The organism is Caballeronia sp. LZ032, from assembly GCF_031451315.1.
Classification (GTDB): domain Bacteria; phylum Pseudomonadota; class Gammaproteobacteria; order Burkholderiales; family Burkholderiaceae; genus Caballeronia.
Genome location: NZ_JARUXP010000007.1, coordinates 66,118 through 86,893, shown reverse-complemented (window position 1 = coordinate 86,893; position 20,776 = coordinate 66,118). Strand labels below are relative to the sequence as shown.

General features: G+C 61.1%; 20 protein-coding genes. 18 read left to right on the top strand and 2 right to left on the bottom strand.

The window, feature by feature from the left end:
* The first annotated feature begins 113 nt into the window (after positions 1 to 113).
* The 5 genes from QCE69_RS36890 to QCE69_RS36870 all read left to right on the top strand — a co-directional run bounded on the left by QCE69_RS36890 (position 114) and on the right by QCE69_RS36870 (position 5,802).
* The gene (locus QCE69_RS36890; protein WP_309935835.1) at positions 114 to 572 is read left to right on the top strand and encodes a hypothetical protein; all 459 of its coding nucleotides are present in this window, start codon (positions 114 to 116) and stop codon (positions 570 to 572) included.
* Positions 527 to 2,194, top strand: coding sequence for a hypothetical protein (locus QCE69_RS36885; RefSeq protein WP_309935834.1), 1,668 nt, complete (start codon positions 527 to 529; stop codon positions 2,192 to 2,194). The genes QCE69_RS36890 and QCE69_RS36885 overlap by 46 nt, the downstream gene beginning before the upstream one ends.
* 251 nt (positions 2,195 to 2,445) lie before the next feature.
* Positions 2,446 to 3,471 carry an ATP-binding protein gene (locus QCE69_RS36880; protein WP_250482461.1) on the top strand — a complete coding sequence of 342 codons (1,026 nt, stop codon included), beginning with the start codon at positions 2,446 to 2,448 and terminating at the stop codon, positions 3,469 to 3,471.
* 111 nt (positions 3,472 to 3,582) lie between these two features.
* On the top strand, positions 3,583 to 4,497 hold the full coding sequence (locus tag QCE69_RS36875; RefSeq protein ID WP_309935833.1) for a hypothetical protein: 915 nt from the start codon (positions 3,583 to 3,585) through the stop codon (positions 4,495 to 4,497).
* A 9-nt stretch (positions 4,498 to 4,506) separates the two neighbouring features.
* Positions 4,507 to 5,802 carry a DUF2201 family putative metallopeptidase gene (locus QCE69_RS36870; protein ID WP_309935832.1) on the top strand — a complete coding sequence of 432 codons (1,296 nt, stop codon included), beginning with the start codon at positions 4,507 to 4,509 and terminating at the stop codon, positions 5,800 to 5,802.
* A gap of 80 nt (positions 5,803 to 5,882) precedes the next feature.
* Here QCE69_RS36870 and QCE69_RS36865 read toward each other — a convergent pair whose 3' ends face one another.
* Positions 5,883 to 6,350: a hypothetical protein gene (locus QCE69_RS36865; protein WP_309935831.1), complete on the bottom strand. Its 468-nt coding sequence runs from the start codon at positions 6,348 to 6,350 to the stop codon at positions 5,883 to 5,885.
* Between the two features lie 26 nt (positions 6,351 to 6,376).
* Positions 6,377 to 6,844, bottom strand: coding sequence for a zinc-finger-containing protein (locus QCE69_RS36860; RefSeq protein ID WP_309935830.1), 468 nt, complete (start codon positions 6,842 to 6,844; stop codon positions 6,377 to 6,379).
* 318 nt (positions 6,845 to 7,162) lie between these two features.
* Between QCE69_RS36860 and QCE69_RS36855 the strand changes: the two genes are divergently transcribed.
* The 13 genes from QCE69_RS36855 to QCE69_RS36795 all read left to right on the top strand — a co-directional run bounded on the left by QCE69_RS36855 (position 7,163) and on the right by QCE69_RS36795 (position 20,738).
* Entirely contained in the window at positions 7,163 to 8,212 is a 1,050-nt protein-coding gene (locus QCE69_RS36855; protein WP_309935829.1) for an ATPase, T2SS/T4P/T4SS family, read from the top strand.
* Between the two features lie 12 nt (positions 8,213 to 8,224).
* On the top strand, positions 8,225 to 8,578 hold the full coding sequence (locus QCE69_RS36850; RefSeq protein WP_045463810.1) for a hypothetical protein: 354 nt from the start codon (positions 8,225 to 8,227) through the stop codon (positions 8,576 to 8,578).
* Between the two features lie 46 nt (positions 8,579 to 8,624).
* Entirely contained in the window at positions 8,625 to 8,888 is a 264-nt protein-coding gene (locus QCE69_RS36845) for a conjugal transfer protein (RefSeq protein ID WP_053572942.1), read from the top strand.
* A gap of 12 nt (positions 8,889 to 8,900) precedes the next feature.
* Positions 8,901 to 11,363 carry a type IV secretion system protein VirB4 gene (locus QCE69_RS36840; protein WP_309935828.1) on the top strand — a complete coding sequence of 821 codons (2,463 nt, stop codon included), beginning with the start codon at positions 8,901 to 8,903 and terminating at the stop codon, positions 11,361 to 11,363.
* Between the two features lie 23 nt (positions 11,364 to 11,386).
* Positions 11,387 to 12,154, top strand: coding sequence for a type VI secretion protein (locus QCE69_RS36835; RefSeq protein WP_309935827.1), 768 nt, complete (start codon positions 11,387 to 11,389; stop codon positions 12,152 to 12,154).
* Positions 12,155 to 12,177: 23 nt separating this feature from the next.
* Positions 12,178 to 13,170, top strand: a complete 993-nt coding sequence (locus QCE69_RS36830; protein WP_309935826.1) for a type IV secretion system protein — start codon at positions 12,178 to 12,180, stop codon at positions 13,168 to 13,170.
* Complete coding sequence (locus QCE69_RS36825; RefSeq protein ID WP_309935825.1) at positions 13,167 to 14,552, top strand: TraI domain-containing protein; 1,386 nt, start codon at positions 13,167 to 13,169, stop codon at positions 14,550 to 14,552. Before QCE69_RS36830 ends, QCE69_RS36825 begins: the two co-directional genes overlap by 4 nt.
* Positions 14,549 to 16,420, top strand: coding sequence for a conjugative transfer system coupling protein TraD (gene traD / locus QCE69_RS36820; RefSeq protein WP_244818623.1), 1,872 nt, complete (start codon positions 14,549 to 14,551; stop codon positions 16,418 to 16,420). Before QCE69_RS36825 ends, traD begins: the two co-directional genes overlap by 4 nt.
* 10 nt (positions 16,421 to 16,430) lie before the next feature.
* A complete protein-coding gene (locus QCE69_RS36815; protein ID WP_244818622.1) occupies positions 16,431 to 16,949 on the top strand; it encodes a hypothetical protein in 519 nt (172 codons plus the stop codon).
* A gap of 34 nt (positions 16,950 to 16,983) precedes the next feature.
* Complete coding sequence (locus tag QCE69_RS36810; RefSeq protein ID WP_235516677.1) at positions 16,984 to 17,160, top strand: hypothetical protein; 177 nt, start codon at positions 16,984 to 16,986, stop codon at positions 17,158 to 17,160.
* Positions 17,153 to 17,767, top strand: coding sequence for a DUF4400 domain-containing protein (locus QCE69_RS36805; protein WP_238213537.1), 615 nt, complete (start codon positions 17,153 to 17,155; stop codon positions 17,765 to 17,767). The genes QCE69_RS36810 and QCE69_RS36805 overlap by 8 nt, the downstream gene beginning before the upstream one ends.
* Before the next feature lie 400 nt (positions 17,768 to 18,167).
* Complete coding sequence (locus tag QCE69_RS36800) at positions 18,168 to 19,004, top strand: hypothetical protein (protein WP_008343229.1); 837 nt, start codon at positions 18,168 to 18,170, stop codon at positions 19,002 to 19,004.
* 9 nt (positions 19,005 to 19,013) lie between these two features.
* Positions 19,014 to 20,738: an ATP-dependent helicase gene (locus tag QCE69_RS36795; protein WP_309935824.1), complete on the top strand. Its 1,725-nt coding sequence runs from the start codon at positions 19,014 to 19,016 to the stop codon at positions 20,736 to 20,738.
* Positions 20,739 to 20,776 lie beyond the last annotated feature (38 nt).

Sequence of the window (20,776 nt, the reverse complement as noted above, 5' to 3'; positions counted from 1 at the left end):
ACACAGCGCAAGCTGAGTCCACAGACAAGACCGCACCCTTTTGGGTGCGGTTTTTTTTCGACTTCCTTTTTCTAGCGCGCCTCCGGGCGCGCTTTTCATTTCAGGAGCTGGTTATGTCTCAAGCAAACGCCGATGTGCTGTCGGACCCTGTCACCAACGGTATCAGCGCCGATGGCGTAGTCGATATCAAGTCAGTCCCGCGGCTCGACATCGACGGCAAAACGGTCGATCAGGTGTTAGGAAGTCTGTGCCGCATCGTGCGCGGAACGGAGCTCGAACCCGAGTGGCTTTGTCACGCGAACCTGCAGGACGACGCGAACGAAGCCATGTACGGAGCGCGCCACAGCAGACCGTGGCCCGAGCCGTCGTCATACGAACGAATCTCCGTTTCCGTGTGCATCGGAAACAGCGAGGGCTGGCTTATTCATGTCGACTTCATCAGCCGACCGCAGCTTAGCGACTCGCTCGACCGCACCTACGCGATCATGCCGTTGCTCCGCGCGAAGGTGTTTTCGACTGACCACGCGTGGTCGCTCGCTCGTCTGATTGCCCGTCTAATCGACGCGGCGTAATAGCTTCTCAACTCTTATCCGCGCCGGTTTTGGCGCAATTAACCCTTGCCGGGCATCGACCCGACAGGGAGCGATTGCCCGCAATTTTTCCGAGGCAATCGACCATGTATCAGCTTTCCTCTTCGGGCTCCGCCCATACCTTCCGTACGATGCTCGAAGTGCTCCGTTTCCTACGAGACGACGCAAGCGTCGCAGCAGTCGACGCGGCAGAGATCGCGCTCACGTTCGTCAGCCACTCCGTATCCGTCACTCGCTATAACGGCAAGCTGACCGTTCGTCGGCCCGGAACGGCGACAAGCCTCTTCCTGTCGCTCATCGACGAGATCGACGCGACCTACTTCAGACCGTCGTTCGCCGCGCTCGAAGCGTGGCAAATCCGGCGCGAGCACTGGCAACTGCTTTATCTGGCTTTTGATCTGGCGCGCGAGCCGCTGTATTTGTTCTCCTCGGACCAGATGGCGCAAGCCAACGAAGAGGCGGCTAAGAGCGGCCGTCGCGGGCTGGACCTGTTCGAGCTGCTTCAGGACGAGTCCGAGCGTCGGTTCGGCTTTCGCTACGCCGGCCCAGTGCTGGACAATCGACAGAGCAACGGTCGGCACGAGGTTCATGTGGCCTACGCGCTCGCGGCGGGCAAGCCCGTTCCGCAGGCGGTGATCGATGACTACGCTTCGTTGTCGAAGTTCGACTCCGACTTGCAATGGGCCAAGCCGCTTCTTACGGTGCCGGAGTTGCGTGGGGCGCTGCCGCTTGCGAAGCTGGTGCCGCTCGCAACGGTGATGCGCCATTCGAAGCAGGCGATCACCTCTGACAATGCCGCGCTGCTCGCGATGCTGATGGGTCTCGTGCCGCACTTGACAACGACGGTCGAAGTCGACGACCTGCTGTACGCGAAAGGCATTCTCGAAGCGCATCCTTTGCCCGAGGCGTACCTGAAGCCCGTCGATGTCGGCCTGCCGACCTGCCAGTTTGCGGAAGTGCTGCGGCGCACGCTCGCCGACAGCGCGCGTGACAACCGGCTAGCGGAGCTCGAAAAGGCGCGGAAGTCAGGCAGCATCAGCGCCCGTCGCTTCCAACTGGACTCGCAACTGGCCATTCTCGATCACGGCAGGCAAACGCACACTTTCGCCAATGAGTTTGCGAAGGCAGTGCAGACGGCCGACATGTCCTATCTCCTCAGCATCCTGGACCGGCCAGACGACGCCAACCGCGCGACCAAGCAAGCGGTCCGCGAGGTGTTCGGCATCAAGCTCATCGGCGTTCGAGCTGCGGTTCGGCGCCGGGGCATCTTCCAACTGGCGGGGATGGACGCCGCGCAGCAAGCAGAGTGGGAGGCGTTGTCGGTCTCGCAACGTGAGGCGAGGCGCGTCGCCCGCGAGGTCGCTCGCGCTCGCGAAGCGGCCGAAATGTCGCGCATCCGCATGCAAGACGGTGCAGTCGTGACCGGCGCGCAGTGGGTGGAGCGGACGATCGCCGAAGGTTTCTCGGAGATCGTGAGCGTGCGGCAGGGCACTAGCGTGCGTTATGCGCTCGCTGACCCGATCCGGCATCTGCAGGTATCGCTTCGCGCCAACGACGGTACGCTCGCCTATGCGCGCGTGGCGCTTGAACAGCGCGCAAGCTAACTCACTTTCAACCCACCCGGCTACGTGCCGGGTTTTTTTTCGTCGCGTCGGCCGTCGGTATGGCTTAAGGCACTATGAATTAGTGACCTTTGCACGGATTGACTGATCGCCCGACCCCTACACTGCATCTATCACCCGCGTCACTGACGCATCGACCCAGCCGGCTACGAGCCGGCTTTTGCATATCTTGCCCCACAGGGACCACGTCCCTACGGGCGTAGTCTTTATGGGGCTTCTCTTTGGAAGCCATCATGAAAGTCACGCCCGCTCAACTCACCGAACTCCTCTCGCTGTACGTGCCGAAGCGCCTGCCGGTGCTCATCACTGGCCGCCCCGGCATCGGCAAGAGCGACATCGTCGAACAGACCGCGCACGCGACTGATCACGAACTGCTCATCAGTCACCCGGTGGTCGAGGATCCGACCGACTCAAAAGGGTTGCCGTTTCCCTCGCCCGATGGCACGACCGCCAAGTTCCTGCCGTTCGGGGACTTGGAACGTGCGATGACGGCCAGACGCCCGCTGATCTGGTTTCTGGACGACCTCGGGCAGGCCTCGCCCGCCGTGCAAGCCGCGAAGATGCAGTTGCTGCTCGCGCGGCGCGTCGGCGAGCACGTCCTGCCGCCGCAGGTCACGTTCCTCGCGGCCACCAACCGCCGCACCGACAACGCCGGTGTCTCCGGGATTCTCGATCCGGTGATCTCGCGTTTCGCCACGGTGGTCGAGTTGGAGCCGACCATCGACGACTGGACCCAGTGGGCCGTGCGCGAAAACATCCCGCCCGCGCTCATCGCGTTCCTGCGTTTCCGTCCGGACTTGCTGTCCGTGCAGAAGACGTCGCGCGATATCGAGAACGCGCCGAGCCCGCGTAGCTGGGGGTTCGTGGCGAAAACCATGGATGTAGTCCCCAAGCACCTGGAGCACATCTCCTACGCCGGATCCGTGGGAGAGGGCGCGGCGACGGAACTGGTCGCGTTCCTCCAGATCTTCCGCGAGTTGCCGAACCCGGACGCGATTCTTCTCGCGCCCGACACGGCCATGATCCCGACAACGCCTTCGGCTTTGTACGCGATCGCGGCTGCGCTTGCGGCACGCGCGAACGAAAACAACTTCGATCGCGTCGTGCGCTACACCGAGCGTCTGATCGGTGAAGGACACCGCGAGTTCGCGGCGCTGCTGGTGCGAGACGCTGTCCAGCGCTCGCCGCAGATCCAGAACTCGTATGCCTTCATTGGTGCGCAAGGCGGAGAGATCGGCAAGATCATCCGCGGCGAGTAACAAAGCACTCTGCTTTGTCTCAGCATCACCCATGTTGGCCCTGTCGTGTCTTCGGACTCACAGGGCCTTTTTCTTGGCTTTATCCATTCCCTTTCTCTACGAGGTTCTCTCATGGACATCACTTCCATCCAATCGAAGGTCATGCTCTGCTCCGTCACGATTTCCACCTGGGTCGCCCGCCGTTTCGACGGCAAGGTGACGCAGGAAGTCGAGAGCAAGCACCACGCGAAGGGCATCGGCAGATTCAATAAACGCCTGTTGCCCGAGCATGCGCCGAGCTTCGCAGAAGTCGTGACGCTCGCCGGCCGTATCCGCTCGTACTTCTACGACCACACCGTGAAGTACGATCAGTTGGGCGTGCGGCTGCTGCCGACGATGGTCTACATGGACTTCGCCGAAAAGATGCGCTCGTTGAAAGACGAGTTCGACTTGGCGGTCTCCGTGTTCCTCACCGACTACCTGAACTTGAAGGAGGCGGCTCGCGAAGAACTGAACGGACTTTTCAACGAGGCGGACTATCCGACCCTCGCGGAACTGTCCACGAAGTTCGGCGTGAAGATGGCGGTTCTGCCGTTTCCCGACGCGAGCCAGTTCGGCGTCGAGTTGCCGGCGAACGTGCTCAACACGCTCAAGAGCGAGTTGGACCAGCACGTTCTCGCCTCCATCGCGACCGCGAATGAGGACCTGGTGCGGCGTCTGTATGAAGCCGTCTCGCAAATGGCGAACCGCCTGTACGCGACTGGCAATGTCCGACTGGATGTCGCCAACAACGTGCGGGAACTCTGCGCGTTGCTGCCGAAGCTCAACTTCGCGAACGACCCGCAGCTCACGCACATCCTCGAGCAGGCCAAGACGCATCTGGCCGTGCACACGGGGGCGGAACTGAAAGACTCGCGCGTGCTTCGTTCTCAGGTGGCCAGCAAGGCACAGGAGATTGAAGGGCTGATGGCCGCGTTCATGGGCATGCAGCCGGAGCCGATGGAAGTCGAATCGGCGCACGCGAGCCAACTGCGCCTCGTCGCATAAGGGGGCGTCATGGACCGCAACGATGTGGTGTTAGGCAGTAGCGCGGTCCATCCGCGCATCGCCCGGCAGCGGACCGAGCTCGTGCTCTCGCAACCGTTTTTTGGGGCGCTCGCGCTCCGATTGAATGTCCGCGAGGATCCGACTGCCAAGACGTTCTGGGTGGATGGCGAAACGCTTGGCTACAACCCGACGTACATGGAATCGCTCAGCGACCTTGAAGTTAGGGGTGTCGTCGCCCATGAAGTGCTGCACGTGGCCAACGGCCATTGCTGGCGGCAGGGCGCGCGTGATCCCGATCGATGGAACGATGCCTGTGACTACGCGATCAACCCGATCGTCTTGTCGTCAGGGATGGTTCTGCCGAAGGGGGCGCTCGTCGATCCGCGCTACACGGGCAAGTCGGCCGAGGAGATCTACGGTTTGCTGACGCAGGAGGCGAAGGAAAAGCAGCAACAGCCTCCGCAGCACAATCAACAGCAGCCGCAGAACCAGCAGTCGCAACAGCAGCCGCAGCCAAGTCCGCAGGATCAGCAGCAGCCGAACGGCAAGCAGGCTCCGAAGCCAGGTGGCCAGAACGGCACCGCGCCGGGGCAGGCGCCCGCCGATCAGCAAGCGAAACCCGGGTCATTCGGCGAAGTGCGGCCCTACAAAGGTCCGGACAAGCCAGTGAAGGAGGCGGAGTGGAAGGTTGCCGTCACGCAAGCCGCGAAAGCGGCCGCGATGCGCGGCAAGCTCCCCGGCGATCTGCAGGCGATGGCCGGCGAAGCGGTTCGGCCTGTGGTGGACTGGCGCGCGGTGCTGCATCGCTTCGCGCAGCAGTCGTCGCCATCGGACTACAGCTTCGCGACGCCTAACCGCCGGTATCTGCATCTCGGGTTCTATCTCCCCGCGCTGCATACACCGGCAATCGGCGACGCGGTCTTCGTACGTGACTCCAGCGGTTCGGTGTTCGACGAGACGCAGGCGCAGTTCGACGCGGAGATCCTCGCGGTCTTTCATTCGTTGAAGCCCGCGCGCTTGGTCGTGATGGATTGCGACACGCGCGTCACGCAGGTGCAGATCTTCGAGCGAGGCGACTCGCCCGAGATCAAGCCTGTGCGTGGTGGTGGCGGGACGGCGTTCGTCGACCCGTTCAACCGGGTCGCGGAAGACGGCATGAACCCCGCCTTTCTGGTTTATCTGACAGATATGGTGGGGCGCTTCCCGACGGTCGCGCCGCACTACCCGGTGCTGTGGGCATCAACCACGCCTTTGACACGGGCTCGGAAAGCGCCGTTTGGCGAAACGATGGAGGTGATCTGCTAGTCCCCGGCTTTGGCCGGGCATTCCCCTGAAAAACGAAGCCCGGCGATTTTGCCGGGCTTTTTTTTCGAGTGCGTACAGGCTCAAGCGCGCCGTTTCTGCAGCGGCTGGTATGCCTCTCCGCCCTTGAACCGTTCCAAACGGTCGCTCGCCGTGGTCAGCGCGCCGAGCGTCGCGCTATGCAGTTGCCGGTCGTACATGCTGACAATCGCAGCCAGCAGCGCGAAGGCTGACTCCGACGACACCCCCCACGTTCCGGTCTGCCGGCCACCGTCGAACACCTCGGCCATCGCCCGGTCGGCTGCCAGCAGCGACTCGTGCGAGAACTCGCCGTGGCCGGCCTCGCTGAGGAACTTGCCGAGCAACACGACTTCGGTGATGTGCTGCGCGGGGCCGATGTGATCGCACGCGCTGCGGATGGCTTCCAACGACAGGTGGGCACGAAGCGCGAGGTCATCAGCAACGGCACGAGGGATCGGGAGCAATTGCGCTTTGTTCAGGCGCGCGCGGGCTGCCTGAGAGGAGCGCTGGAAGGGTAGGGTGCGAGACATAGCAAACGTTTGGTTGACTGCCCGTGTTAACGATCTTCCCACGCCGGTTCTGAAGGGCTAGCGGTGCGGCCGCGCTGGAAACGCTCGACAACGGCGATCGCGCGCTCGCATTGATCTGCGTCGAGCGTATGAATCGAGCACTTCTGCGCATCCGCCCCGATCTCGCCAGCCAGCCATTTCATTGCTTTGGCACGCGCCTCAAACACATTGCAGCCATCGCGCCGGACCTTCGCGGCAACCAACGGTTCGAGCGCCGCATGGAGCTTCGCCTTCAGTTCCCGAAGGCGCGCGTCGGCAAGGCGCCCGAGCGGCACATTTCGCGTGCTGCGCGGGAAGACGCCGATCCACGCCTCACAGTTCTGGCACAGCCACAGCGGGCCATGATCATCTCGGTAAGGGTAGGCGTCGTCGCCTGCACGCGCAACGACGGCCGGATTGCCGCAATAGTCGCAATTTGGGTGGGGAAGGGGTTTGATTGGTTTTCCGATACGCATCGCCGATCACTTAAGGGGCGGAAAAACGAACGAAGCGGATAGCGGTCGACGAAAATGTCCGCCGAACAACAGGAAAGGCCTAACAGCCACTCGCCGCAGGCCGTAGCCGGAAAGCTACATCATTTTTAGCGTCTTTCCGGCAAATGCGTTTCATCATGATAATTCACTTGGCCCTTCTGGCAGGCCAGGAGCTAATTACCGGGGGCGATAGCTGGCAATACCCTAAAAGCCGATGAATTTGAGGCGTCTTTTGCGGATCCGGAGGTACATTGCAACACCAACAATACCCGACATGTTAGATCGCCCTCAGAGCATCGCGTGTCCGAGTCTGCCGATAACCCACTGCTGAAACTGCGCCCGCTCGAAGCGGAAGCCGTGCGCATGTTTTTCCATGCGCTTTCGCCGCTGCGCGAGCTGCTCGATGCGCCCGACCTCGCGGAAATCATGATCAACGATTACCGCAACGTCTGGGTGGAGCGTCGCGGCGTGATGACGCGCGAAAACATCGACCTGCGCCCGGAACAATTAGAAGGGGCAATCCACTCGCTAGCCTCCTCCGTTGAGAAGTCAGCCAAGGCTGGCAGCGACAAGGGCATCATCAACGCCGGTCACCAGAACCTGCGTATCGCGGCGGTTATGAGCCCGACCTCGATCGACGGCCATGCGCTGAGCATCCGGAAGCACCGCGAGTCCAAGCTGACGCTTTCCGACTACGTAAGCATGGGGGCGTTTTCTGCCGCAAACGCACGGCCGGAATTCGCCGAAGCCATTCACTTCGAGGAAGGCATCGAGGATGAGGCGCTCATGCGGGCGCTCGTCGCGCTCGTACAGTCTCGCAAGAACGTACTCGTCGCCGGCGGAACGTCAGCAGGTAAGACGACGTTCCTCAACGCGCTGATCGAACAAATCCCGTCCGACCAGCGCGTGATCTCCATCGAGGACACCATGGAATTGAAGCTGCACGTGCCAAACCGCGTGCGGCTGCTCTCTAACGCCGACACGAACGTGACGACGCAGTTGCTTGTCGCGCTGTGCCTGCGCTTTCGCCCCGACCGCATCATCGTTGGTGAAGTCCGTGGGGGCGAAGCCTACGACCTGCTGCAGGCGCTTAACACAGGCCATGACGGCGGCCTCGCTTCTATTCACGCGAACAACGGGCGCACGGCCTTGAGCCGCCTCGAATCGCTCGCCATGCTCGGCATCCCGACCGGATCACGGTGGGAGCTGGAAGACATGCGCAAAAACATCGCTGACTGCTTCAACTACGTTGTGCATTTCAAGCGCACCGGCGAGATGCGGCATGTCTCCGAGATCCTCGAAATCAGGGGATTCAAAAACAACGATTACGACCTACAACGCGTTTTTTAACGGGAGCATCAAATGAAGGGAAAGAAGGTACTGAACAGAGCCGCCACGGTCGCGAAGCATTTGCGCCCGGGCAAGTCGATGTTGGTCGGCGCGCTACTGAGCGTGGTGTCGGTAGCCGCAATGGCGGCGGGGGACTTCTCCAACCTGACGGGCCTGACGGACATCATCTGCACGATCAGCAACCTGATCAGCGGCCCGTACCTGTACGGCATCGGCATCGTGCTCATCACGCTGGGCGGCGTCGCGGTGGCGAATTCGGAAAGCAATATCGCCAAGACGTTCTCGGTGGTGCTGGTCGGCCTCGGTATTGCGTCGGTCGCCGTGCCGATCATGCAGAGCCACTTCCACATGGCCAACGCCTGCTGATATGCGCCAGCACAAGGTTAGTCGAGGCCTCTCATTGCCGCGCCAAATGGGCGGTGCAGACCGGGGACTCGCCATTTTCAACGGGACGATGACGGCGCTGCTCACCTACACGAGCTGGACGCCGGGATTTCTCCTTGTCGGCGTGGTGGTGCATGTGTTCTTGCGCTGGAAAAGCTCGACTGACCCGTGGTGGCGAATCGTGATGCTGGTGTACAACCGCTACCCGGACGTCTATGAGCCGGGGCCGAGCAGCCGTTTTAGCGCGCGCTTCAAGCGCCCGTATGGGTTCGATCAGGACCTTCCATGCTAATAGGCCAGAATCATGCTGAAAATGATGTTCACCAAGCGCGCGGTGCAGGAAATCGCGCCGTGGGCGACGATGGTTACGCCCGAACTGGTGCTCAACAAGGACGGGTCGCTGCTGACCGTGTTCGAGTTTGAAGGCATCGACGCTGACTCGCCGAATCCGGGCGACATCACCGCCGCGCGCGACAATCTCGACCACGCATGCCGCAACTTCGATCACCGCATCACCGCGTGGTGGCGCATGTCGCACCGGCGCGTGCGCGGAGGCATCGACGGCACGTTCGCGTCGGAAGCTGATGCGCGCGTCGACGCGATCAATCAAGCGATCATCGGCAGCGGCAAGTACTTCAAGAACTCTCACTCGCTCGCGCTGGCGTTCACGCCTGAAACCGGCATCTCGCGGATCTTCGACAAGATCGGCTATCACATGACGGTCGGCGGCAAGAATTTGGCTGTCGCGATGTTCGAAGCGGCGAAAGACACGATCCTTGCGCGCAGTGCCTTCGCGTTCGACCTGACCAAGATCCAGAACGAGATCAAGCGGTTCGAGTCCGTGATCGACGGCTTTGTCGGCGGTGTTACGCGCTTGAAGATGAAGCGGCTGCAGCTTCAGAATGTGCTGTCGTTCTTGCATCAGCGCGCGAATCCGTCGACACCCAAGCGCCGCGTGCGCTATCCGGTCACGATGCTGGACACGCATTTGACCGAGACCGAAGTCACAATCGGCGCGACCGAGCTGATGTTTGAATCGGCGCACGGCAAGGTGTACGCCCGCATCATCGGCATCAAGGAGTGGATGGGCTTTCAGGAGGCGGCGCTCGACGTGCTCTCGCAGGTGGACGCAGAACTGGACGTCTGTGTGATGTTCCGATTCCTCGACAGCTCGCGGGCGAGCGCCTACATCAAGAAGATTCGCGGGTTCTATAAGGTCGCGGCCTTCAACCCGGTGGCAATCCTCAAGCAGTGGGCAACGAAGGAAGAGCAGAAAAACGACGAAGGCCGGGAAATCCTCGCGAAGGAAGCCGGTGACGCGCTTGCAAAGCTCGACGCCGAAGGCCAACAGTACGGCTTCGCGAACATTTCGGTGGTCGTTTATGGGAGCACGCCGGAGGAATGCGAGGACGCCACTCGTCAGGTGGTCGGCGTCATCGGCAACGCTGGCTTCGGTGTCATCCTCGAGAAGACCAACCTGTTCGCCTCTTGGAGCGCGACGCTGCCTGGCCGCTGGGACCAGCAAAGGCGTCTGCAGTTCGTTGAGACGCCCGCGGTGTCAGACATCGCCCCGCTTTGCAGCGTGGGCGAGGGTTCAAAAGTCAACGAATGGCTGACGCAGCAGTCCGGTATGAAGACCGGCCCGCTCACGTGCCTGCCGACCCGCCATCGCACGCTGCAGTACTTCGACTTGCACCATCCGGGCGGTAAGGCGCACACACTCGTCGTTGGTCCGATCGGCGCGGGTAAGTCGGTGTTTCTGAACTACTTGATGACGCAGACGGGCCGCCACGGCGCGCGGCGCATCCGCTTCGACAAGGACCGATCGACCCGTATTCCGACGCTGCTCGGCGGCGGCCGATTTATCGACGCCACGGGGCGCTTCGAGGCCGCAACCTCGGTCAATCCACTCTCGCTCATCGGTGAGCAGAAGCACTGGTCGTACGTCGCGGATTGGGTGCAGCTTGCCATCGAGGGCGAGGACTACACGTGCACGCCGCAACAGCAGACCGAAATCTACGACCGCATTAAGACGCTGGCGCTCGGCTTCCCGCCTGAGAAGTGGCGTCTGTCGAGCTTGATCACGTTATTGCCCGCGGACCTGCGCGAGCGGTTGCAGGTGTGGACCGAAGGCAACAAGAACGGCAAGTTTTTCGATCACGCCGAAGACGGCTTCGCCATCTCCGACGACCTGTCAATCGAGATGGGTGACCTGTTCCAGAACTTCCCGGTGGCCGCCGCGTTGTTCATGGACTACGCGTTTTACCGGATCGCGCAGATTCTCGACGGCAAGCGCTACACCGTGATCGAGATCGAAGAGGCGGGCTTCTTCTTCACCTACCCGAAGTTCTATGCGCGCCTCGAAATCTGGGCTGTGACGATCCGAAAGCTCAACGCCGCGCTGGTGATGGCGACGCAGTCGCTCGGGCAGCTTGCGCGCGTGCCGAACTTTGAGATTCTGAAAGAGAACATCCCCAACCTCATTTACCTGCCCAACAGCGACGCCATCAACAACCAAGGCTTGTACCGCGATGTATTCGGCCTTACGCCGCATCAGATCAAGATGATCTCCGATGCGGTGCCCAATCGCGACTACCTGTGGGTGACGGCCAAACAAAGCCGGATGTTGCAGGCCCAGTTCCCGAAAGAAGCGCTCGCCTATCTCCGCTCGGACGGCCGCGCCCAAGCGCTTCTCGACAAGCACGTCAAGTCCGGCAGCCCACAGTGGCAGGAGGAGTACGTGCGCGACGTACTCGTCAACGCTTAACGCTCTATCAGCAAGGTACCGCCATGATGAAAAAATTGCTCCGCTGCGTCGCCGCAACCGGTGTGCTGACGATTGGTCTCGTCCAGCAGACCTACGCAAACATGCCTGTGTTCGACGCATCCAACTTCATTCAAAACACCATGACGGCAGCGGCCGCCGTGAAGGGTGAGGTTTATCAGGATTCAAATCTGGTCTATCAGTACCAGATGATGCTTAACCAGCTCAAGCAGGCGACCAACCTCGATCCGGCCGCGATGCTTGCGCAGTTCAAAAGCATCACAGGCGACATCTCGAGCCTGAGCAAGTACACCGACGCTTTGAAGGATCTCTACGGTGGCCTGCAGAGCAACGCCGAGTACGCGAACAAGGTGCAGGCGTTGATCACGCAATCGGGAAAGACCGCCGACCAGTGGTTCACGGACCAAAACCCGCTACTGCAGAACAACGACAAGACGGCGAAGCTACTTTTCCAACAGGGCAACGACGTCATCTCGCATGTGAGCACGCTCGCCAAGCGCCGGCAGGAGATTCAGGACCAACTGAACATGTCGCCGACGATGCAGGCCACCGCTCAGTTGACCACGCACATGCTGGACATCATCTCCAGTCAGAACAGCGACCTTCTGACGATGATGGCGGCCAAGCAACGCAACGACGCTGTCAAAGACTCGGCGACAGTCGCCGATCAGAAGGCGAACAACGCGAGTCAGGCGGCAATCAAGGCGCAACAGGACAGGGAACGCGCTGCATTCGACGCGCAAATCGGATCTTCGAAGGTGCTGGGGCAATGATGGAGCGATCAGCAATTTCGCTCATGAGGTCGCTCCTCGTCTTTCTGGCGGTGATCTGCTGCATCGGCTTTACTTCTAGCCGCGCAATGGCGCAAGCGGCCCCCGCTGTGCCGGCGTCGTCGACTAGCTCGGCTGCACTGCTGGCAAGCCAGGCGGGCGACTTTAGCAAGGGGGCAAGCAGCGCCGCACAGCAGATCCATGTCCTGCTCGGCAACGTCGTCACGACGGCAGTGGATGCAAGTTCCAACGTGATGAGCGAGGCCAACAAGTTCGCGTGGGGCCTGGGCGTTATCTCGCTAGTTCTCGTCGGAGTGAGGTTCGCCGGGACCCACCATCCGATTTCCGCGTGGGTCGACCTGTTCGAGGAAGTGGCTGTCCTCGGCATCTTCGTCGCCTTGTACCTTGGCTACACGTCGTCGGCGGCTGGCTTTTGGACGTGGTTTGAGCAGTTGGCGGCACATATCAGCAATTCCGACAACGGGTCGGTGGGCTCCCAGATGGCGTCCCTAGCGGGGACCATCATCGACGCGCTCACGGCGAAGCTTAAGACGGTCAAGCTGTGGGACATTCCTGCGCTGTTGACCGATGTCATCGTTCTCGCCTTCGCGGGGATGCTCATGGTTCTCGCCTCGATCATCTTCGTTTATTACACCGCGATTGGCCAAATTCAGGCCGCCGTCGGTATTGTCCTTGGCCCGATCGCGATTGCGCTCGGCTTCTCGTCGTACACGCGCAGCTATTTTAAGAAGTGGCTAGATTGGATGATCAGCGCGGGGATGTACACCGTTGTGGTTGCCGTCCTGATAAAGCTCGTCGGGACGTCCATCTCAGACGCGGTAAGCAAGGCTACGCACGTAGGCGGATCTACGACCGTCAACGGGGCGTATGTCTTCGACTTGGCGGTGTTCGTGCTGCTGCTGTCCTTTGAGATTCCGAAGCTAGCAACGATCTTCGGTGGCGGTGCGACGGCGACCGGTACTGGCGCTTTGAAGCTGGCGAGCAAATTCATTCCATGACAATCGCTCACGAAGCTATCGCGATCGAAGACTTGTTCGCGACGCACCATAAGCGCATTGAGCTCGTTCGCCAGTGCGCGAACGAAAGCACTGAGGCGGAATTCGGACGGAAGTGGGTGTCCGTCTTGCGCCGCTGCGCGAGCTGGTTCTCCTCGATGCCGCTCACGCCGGATCTGCACTGTGAGCCGGGCGGTGCTTTCCGCGCGACGATCGAGTCGACGTTTTATGCAATGCGATTGGCCGGTGCGCAGAAGTTCGCCGCGGATCTCACGTCCGACAAGCGGCGGCGGCTCGAGCCGCAATACAACTATGCGGTCTTCCTGGCGGCTGCGTGTTCTCTGCTTGACGAGCCATTCCGTCATTTCGAGATGATTCGCCTGTCCGACCGGTCGAAGTGGAATCCGGCGGCACACGGCGCGTTCGGCGCGTGGCTGGGCGGCGGGCAATACACGGTGGAACGGCGAGCAGCGCCGCTCAAGAACGAGCGGATGCGCACCGCGATGTTCGCCCAGACTGTCATCGCGCCAGATTTGCTCGCCGGGTTTGACACCGGGGTGCTGGACGACCTTTTCAACGCGATCAATCCAGAGCGCAGTCCGCAAGGTTACGAGCCGCTCGTTCATAAAGTGGTACGGCAGGCGATGGACGTTGCCGTGGACTTTGAGCGCAAAGCGCAGAAGGCGGTGTTTGCGCCGGTCAAATACGATGTTCCGTCCGCCGTGCATGTCGCCCTCGCGCTCGAGCCGCAGTTTGTCCAATCGACGGCCCCGGCAAACAGTAAGACGTCCTCAAACGACCCAAATCCGCAGCCAGCGCCGGCATCCGGGGACATGGCGGCCTCGGCTGCCCTGGCTTCGGCAACGCCCAGCGCGGCCGCAACGCCTAGCGCGGCCGGAACGAACTCCGCTGACGAGAAGGTCTCAGGAGCCCCGCCTAAATTGTCTCAGTCGTTGCGTGACGCGTTGGAGCGCAGCCAAGCACCGGGCGATGCAGCCGCAACGACTGAGTCCTCCACAGTCCCGACCCCCGCGCCACGGCGCCCGGCAGCGATCGACCCTGCGGCGGCTAATACCGGTCGTGGCACCGGCAGCCGAACCGGGCCGTCAGACGAGGAACTAACTGAGGTGCTGGGGCCGGGTGCCGCGATGATGAAAGAGTTCTTCAAGGCACTCGCGGGCGACGTCGCGTCGGGAAACGCGAAGGTCACCTGGGAAGAAAAAGGCCTTGCCGTGCAAAAGCGCCTTGTCGGCGCGTACGGCATGACGAGCGATACGCTCGTCGAGCAACTTAAGAAGCGGCAGCTACTCATGCGCGCTCATGGCACCGATATCTGCATCGTCGAGCGAGCAGGGCGTCTCATCATGGAGCGGCCAGCGGCATGAGCTACGTCAACCACTTCCGACCCATCTACGAGTTCAGGCCATTCGTCGTCTGGCCGGTGGTCATCGTTGGAATCCTAGTCTCGGGGATGCCGTACGGCTGGGCATTCGCTCTGGCGGGTGTGCTGCTGCTTTCGATACGCGCACTGCAAATCTGGAAGGCGCTGAGCTTTCGAATGGCGATTTCCACGAAGTGGCTCAGCAAGATCCATATCGACAAGCTCCTCGCCACGCAGAAGACGATGCGGCAAAAAGCGGACTCGATGTACTTGGGCACGGGCTACGAATGGACGCAGAAGCACACGCAGATCGCCCATGAGATTCTTCGCATGCCGGTGACGGATATTCCGTCGTTGCCCAAGTGGCTGCCTAAAACCGAGATCGGTCGGACCGTCGAGGCGCGCATTGAACGGCTGTTCGGACCGAGCGACAGCATCCGGGATCGCATGCCCCAGGGATCATCGTGGATCCACGGCATGGAGCCGCAGAAGGTGAAGGTGCCGTTTCACTACAAGGCAATGGGCGGTCACACGCTCGTGGCCGGTACAACGGGCGCGGGCAAGACCCGGACGTATGAAGTCATTTCCACGCAGGTGATCCATAACCCCAAAGACGTTCTGATCATCGTCGACCCCAAAAACGACGACGAGTGGAAAAAGCGCGTCGAGAAGGAGTGCGCCCGCACCGGCCGCAAGTTCCTCTACTTCAATCAGGCCAAACCGCACGAGTCGATTCGCCTGAACCCGCTGGAAAACTGGTCGCAGCCGTCTGAAATTCCGTCGCGAATTGCGCAGTTGATGGAGGAAGGCCAGTTCCGGGATTTCGCGTTTCTGTTCATCGACCGCGCCGTGAAGGGCGAGCTGTACGTCGGCGACAAGCCCAACCTCCGATCGATTCTCAAGTACGCGCAGTCGGGGATTTCCAACCTTCTTGAGCGCGGGCTGCGTCGCTTCTTCATCGAAAACGGGCTGACGGACTGGGAAGAGTTGACAGTCACGGCGACGGTCAAAGACGCTCAGCGTCGCAACGACGCGTCAATGGTCGACGGGATGGTCAAGCTCTATCTCGACCGGTTTGCCGCTCACGATCGCGGGCACGAGACGATCGACGGATTGATCGCGACGCACACCCACGACCGCGAGCACTATATGAAAATCATCGCCTCGGCGCTGCCGCTGCTGCAGATGCTGGCGACTGGGGAAACCGGGTTGATGCTCGCACCGAAGGCAGATGACTTCGAGGACGAGCGTGAAATATGGGACATCGACAAGATCATCAAGCAGAAGGCGGTCCTCTACATGGGCCTGGATTCCCTGTCGAACAACATCGTGCAGAAAGCGATCGCCTCAATGGCGCTGTCTGACGTCGCGGCGGTGTGCGGTGCAATCTACAACTTCTACGCGGAGAAGCCCGACGTCGTGCTTATCATCGACGAGATCGCCGAGGCCATCAACGAGCAGGTGATTCAGATCCTCAACAAGGGACGCGGGGCCGGGTTCAAGGCGTTTGTCGCTTTTCAGGCGCGCGCCGACCTAGAAGCAAAACTCGGAAACGCAGCAAAAATGCTGCAGGTTTTGGGTAACCTGAACAACCAGATTGTCCTCAGACTGGAGGACTCAGATACTGCTAAGTGGTTCTCCGACAAGGTCGGCGAAACCGCGATCCGCGTGGTGAACGTCTCGAACAGCTTGAACACGACTACAGAGGCGCATGCACTGGAATTCAGCGGCTCGCAATCGCGCTCGCTTCAGCTTGAGAAGGTGCCATTGATCCCGGTTCGCCTCCTCCATAGCTTGCCGAACTTGCAGTACTTCATGCGCATCTCGGGAGGTGCCGTGTATCAGGGTCGAATTCCCATCATCGAAGGCTAAACCTAAAACTATGTCCGCTGCATACAAACACATCATCCGCGATCACAAGCTGTCGCACCGGCTCATGCCGGTGTTCAACGTGTCGCCGGATCTCGAGCTCGCGTGCTCCCGCGTGGCCGACTTCATCGGCGAACGATTCATGGGAGACAAGCGGCCGTTGGCTGCTGAGATGATTGAATCGGCACTCGACAGCTACAGGCGGGCCAAGCGCAACGGCGAACCGTACGTGGCATTCATGCAAGGTCTCTTTGAGCCGGCCCAGGCACTTTACGCGCGTCGTTACATTGCGCGCCGTGGCGAGAAGGTTGAAGTGTGGTGCCCGATGGTGGAGGCGATCACCGCGTTTGAGCAGCGCCATCCCGACCACGAGCTTGAAATGGTCGACGAGCGCTGTCCGGACCATATCACGCAGCGTACCGCAGCATTCCAGCTCGCATCCCGCGTGCTGCACGGCGAGACGTTCCGCCGCTACTTCGAGGAATACGATGTCGCTCACCGTTACGATAATAGCGAAGTTGTCGCAGACTGATTTCCGCACGGCAAAGCGAGCACTCGAGACCGCCATGGCATTCGACGGCGATGCGAACGCTGCCGTGCCCGAAGAGTTCACCCATGGCGCCGGAGCGCGTTGCTACGCACTGGCGACCATCGCCGAGTATCGCCCCGCGCTCTTTTGGTGCGGGCTGTTCGCCGTAGCTCTGATACCCGTGTTGGCGGCAGTAAAGGTGCTACATGGCTAGCCGCTTCGGTTCGCACCTGAAGATCTGGTTTCTCTTGGTCCCGGTGTTGGCAATCGCCGTGATGCCTGCGGTGCCCGACCGGAAGCTATTCGAGGTGCCGGACGTCGAGACTCAGTCGTTGGTGGCTACCGTTGGGCAGCAGAAGGTTGATGCCGCTGTGAGCCGGGCAAACGGAATATTTCGCCATGCGTTCGTTGATACAGGCCTGCTTCACCGGACATTGAATGCGTCGGGGAGCGTCGGCGGAATGAACGACGGAGGTTTTTCCAGCTTCGCGCATACGTGGACCGAGAATTTCTGGCTGCTCGTCTATCGAATCGTCTTTCGCGCGATGGTGATGAAGCTGTGGATCGTGGGCACAATCCTTTTTGCCATCGGAATGTTCATCGATGGCACCGCTAGGCGAAAGATCAAAGCCTCGGCGGCGGGCTTCGTCAGCCCGCTGTCTTTCCACCTCGCCAGCCACGGCCTCTTGCTGGTTTTCGGGACGCTCTTGGCCGTGCTCGTTGCCCCGTTACCCGTGCTGGCGGGATACTGGGTCGCGGCCGCTGCGCTGCTAGGCGCACTACTGTGGAAAGCAGCGGAGTCGTTTCAATCTGCGCGATAGAAAGCAGTTAGTAAGGCGAAGTCCGGAAAGCTCGCAAAAATCAGCTTCTTTGTGGCAAACGGGCTTCATCATGATACGGTCCCCAGCCACCAGCACTCCCCCCTCGGCGCTCCCTCACGGAAGCGCCGTCTCGCCCCGAGCCGGCCTGTCCTTGCTCTCACCGACCTCCATTCTTGAACGCGCGGATGACCTTACCGTGCGTGCGAGCGCAACGGGGCACTGCGCGTAAACGTGCTCCCCACTCGGCTCCGTCGTCGGAAAGGCGCGCGAAATAGTCGCTGTTTCGGACGTTGACCGGTGCCCCCGACCGCAACAATGGATCCCATAGGCAACGCGCTTTGCTTGCCTGATCACCCACGATGAAACGGGACCCATGCGGTCCAGACAGGAGAAATGGCGAATGAGCACGGTTGTCGAACCCGGCAGTGAGGAGAACGTCGCGTTGAGCGCACTCGAACAAGGTACGGTCGAGGCGCCGCTCACGACCGACGGCGCGGACGACGGAGAGCTTGAGCGCGAGTTGACGCAGATGGAGGCGGATGCGGATCGCCTCCAGAAGGAAGGCGTGATCTCGTCCGACGACGCGCAGATGAAGCGGGCGGAAGTGGCGAAGACGCGCAAGCTGTTTCGCGACCTGCCTGCGGCCGAGCGTATTGCGATCATCAAGCGCCGCCGTGAGATCGGCCGTCAGTTGTTGGACCGCCAGCTTTCCGGCGCAGCAGTCGTGACCGCCCGCGTGCGGCTGAACCATACCCGCTTGAAGCCGCTCTTCGAACAATGGTGGCCGTACATCAACCGCATGAGCATCAACATGCAGCGTTTCGGCCGCTCGACGTTCGGCGAGAGCGACAAGGAAGTGGTCAACAGTGCGCTCGAAAAGCTGCTCGCAGGCATCGAGAGCTACGTGGACGAGCAACTGCGCGTCGCCGAAGGCTTCCGGCAGCAGAAGGAAGCGGAGCTTCGCGCCAACAAGGAATTCGTGTTCGAGCCCACCATTCCGATGCCCGCAATGGACATCGAGGTCGAGGCGTACTCGCGCTTCTCGATGCGCGTGCTGAGCGCCATCATGAAGTTCGACCGCGCGATGGATCACTTCGACTTCATGGTCTGGAACGGCATCCGCGACCAGTCCGACGTGGACGACGAGGCAGTCAACTTCCTCAAGCGCTTCAATCCGCTCGGCATTCGCGGGTACATGACGCACCTGAAGCTGATGACGACGGTCCGCGGCAACTAAGGAGGCGCGATGCTGGCCGAACTCAATCCCCAGCAACGGGAAGTCGCCCAGTTGCGCCAGCATTGCGTGGCGATCGCCTGCCCGGGCGCGGGCAAGACGAAAACGATCGCCACGAAAGCGGCCCTGTTGCTGCAAGACAGCGCCGCGACGGTCGGCGCCGTCACTTTCTCCAAGGACGCCGCGCTCGAACTGCGGGAGCGCATCCTGGCGGCCGCCGGCGAATCCGTGAAGAAGCGCTTGATCGCGGGCACCTTCCATTCGCTCGCCTTCAAGCAACTGAAGCGCCCCGGTGCACGTGCGCTCGATATCGCCTCGGATGGTGACCGGCTCGGTATGCTCATCCGCGTGATGCAGGAACTCGGCCGCGACGGGAAGGCAGAAGACCTCATTCCAACGATCGAGAAGATCAAAACCAATTTCGGGCGGTGCGATCCGGACACTGCCGACGGCGAGCTGTACCACGCCTATCAGGACGCGCTTGCCCGCAACGGTAAGATTGATTTCCAGGACATGCTGCGCCTCGCCGTGGAGGGGATGGAAAACGGAACCATCGCCCCGTACGCGTTCACCTATCTGCTCGTTGACGAGTTTCAGGATACCGACCCGCTGCAATACAGGTGGATCGAGCTTCATGCAAAGGCCGGTTCGATCGTGACCGTCGTCGGCGACGATGACCAGAGCATCTACGCTTTTCGCGAGGCGCTGGGTTATCGCGGCATGGAATCGTTCATCGAAGCGTTTGACGCGAAGCCGGTCGTGCTCGGCAGCAACTATCGCTGTCGTGCCGAGATTCTCGGCGCGGCCGACCGAGTGATCCGCAATAACGTCGACCGGATTGCGAAGGTGCTGCGCGCCGAGAAGGGGCCGGGCGGGAGCGTCCTGACATCGCGGCACCCGGACGAGTACGAAGAAGCGACCGCTGCAGTCGAGGTGCTGGGGCCGCTGCTCGCCAAAGGACAATCGTGCGCCATCCTTGCGCGCACCAACCGCATCCTTGATCCGCTCGAATCCGTTTGCCGCTCTCACGGCATCAAGTATTACCGCGCATCCGGCGCATCGGTGCTGAGCCGCCCCGAGGGCGCGCTCATGTGCAACCTGCTCGAGATTGTCGAGCGCATCAAAGACACCGGTCTTGACGCCGTTCTCGCACACCTGGGCCTGACCGCGCAGCATTTGCGCGCATTGCATGCCGAAATGGGCGCGGAACTGACGCAGAAGGGCCGCGCCGAGTTAGTCGAGCTGGGATTGCCCGAGGACGTCGCGACGAACTACCGTGAGTTCATGAAGCGGCTGGCGGAATGGCAAAGTTTGTGCGATCGGAAGTTTTATTCGCTGACGCTCTCAGGCGTCGCTGAATGGATGCTGAAGTACGCGAAGAAGGATTCTGCAATTCGCGCGATCGAGGCGACGAATGAAGTCCTCTGTCGCTTGTCGGGCAGCTTCGCTGAGCGGCTTCTTTTCCTGCGTCAGGATAACAACGAGCCGACGCCCGGCGCGCTCATCCTCACAACGATGCACAGCTCCAAAGGGCTGGAGTGGGATCACGTGTGGATCGCGCGCAGCGAAGAGACGATCGTCCCTGATGCGAAGTCGACGGAGCCAGAGGAACGTCGTCTGTTCTATGTCGCGATGACGCGCGCACGTGAATCCCTGATGATCTCGGGCACGTCCAAAAATTTCGAGTCTCGTTTTGTCGTCGAAGCTCAACTTCAGCAAGTAGCGGCAGCGGCCTAAGAGTGTGATTGGGCTGTTGCCACGGTTCTCGAGCGCCG

Coding starts and splice junctions, on each gene's coding strand:
- QCE69_RS36890 (WP_309935835.1), top strand. CDS start 114: ATGTCTCAAGCAAACGCCGATGTGCTGTCGGACCCTGTCACCAACGGT.
- QCE69_RS36795 (WP_309935824.1), top strand. CDS start 19,014: ATGCTGGCCGAACTCAATCCCCAGCAACGGGAAGTCGCCCAGTTGCGC.
- QCE69_RS36875 (WP_309935833.1), top strand. CDS start 3,583: ATGGACATCACTTCCATCCAATCGAAGGTCATGCTCTGCTCCGTCACG.
- QCE69_RS36830 (WP_309935826.1), top strand. CDS start 12,178: ATGAGGTCGCTCCTCGTCTTTCTGGCGGTGATCTGCTGCATCGGCTTT.
- QCE69_RS36825 (WP_309935825.1), top strand. CDS start 13,167: ATGACAATCGCTCACGAAGCTATCGCGATCGAAGACTTGTTCGCGACG.
- QCE69_RS36865 (WP_309935831.1), bottom strand. CDS start 6,350: ATGTCTCGCACCCTACCCTTCCAGCGCTCCTCTCAGGCAGCCCGCGCG.
- QCE69_RS36880 (WP_250482461.1), top strand. CDS start 2,446: ATGAAAGTCACGCCCGCTCAACTCACCGAACTCCTCTCGCTGTACGTG.
- QCE69_RS36800 (WP_008343229.1), top strand. CDS start 18,168: ATGAGCACGGTTGTCGAACCCGGCAGTGAGGAGAACGTCGCGTTGAGC.
- traD (WP_244818623.1), top strand. CDS start 14,549: ATGAGCTACGTCAACCACTTCCGACCCATCTACGAGTTCAGGCCATTC.
- QCE69_RS36805 (WP_238213537.1), top strand. CDS start 17,153: ATGGCTAGCCGCTTCGGTTCGCACCTGAAGATCTGGTTTCTCTTGGTC.
- QCE69_RS36845 (WP_053572942.1), top strand. CDS start 8,625: ATGGGCGGTGCAGACCGGGGACTCGCCATTTTCAACGGGACGATGACG.
- QCE69_RS36810 (WP_235516677.1), top strand. CDS start 16,984: ATGGCATTCGACGGCGATGCGAACGCTGCCGTGCCCGAAGAGTTCACC.
- QCE69_RS36835 (WP_309935827.1), top strand. CDS start 11,387: ATGATGAAAAAATTGCTCCGCTGCGTCGCCGCAACCGGTGTGCTGACG.
- QCE69_RS36840 (WP_309935828.1), top strand. CDS start 8,901: ATGCTGAAAATGATGTTCACCAAGCGCGCGGTGCAGGAAATCGCGCCG.
- QCE69_RS36860 (WP_309935830.1), bottom strand. CDS start 6,844: ATGCGTATCGGAAAACCAATCAAACCCCTTCCCCACCCAAATTGCGAC.
- QCE69_RS36815 (WP_244818622.1), top strand. CDS start 16,431: ATGTCCGCTGCATACAAACACATCATCCGCGATCACAAGCTGTCGCAC.
- QCE69_RS36850 (WP_045463810.1), top strand. CDS start 8,225: ATGAAGGGAAAGAAGGTACTGAACAGAGCCGCCACGGTCGCGAAGCAT.
- QCE69_RS36870 (WP_309935832.1), top strand. CDS start 4,507: ATGGACCGCAACGATGTGGTGTTAGGCAGTAGCGCGGTCCATCCGCGC.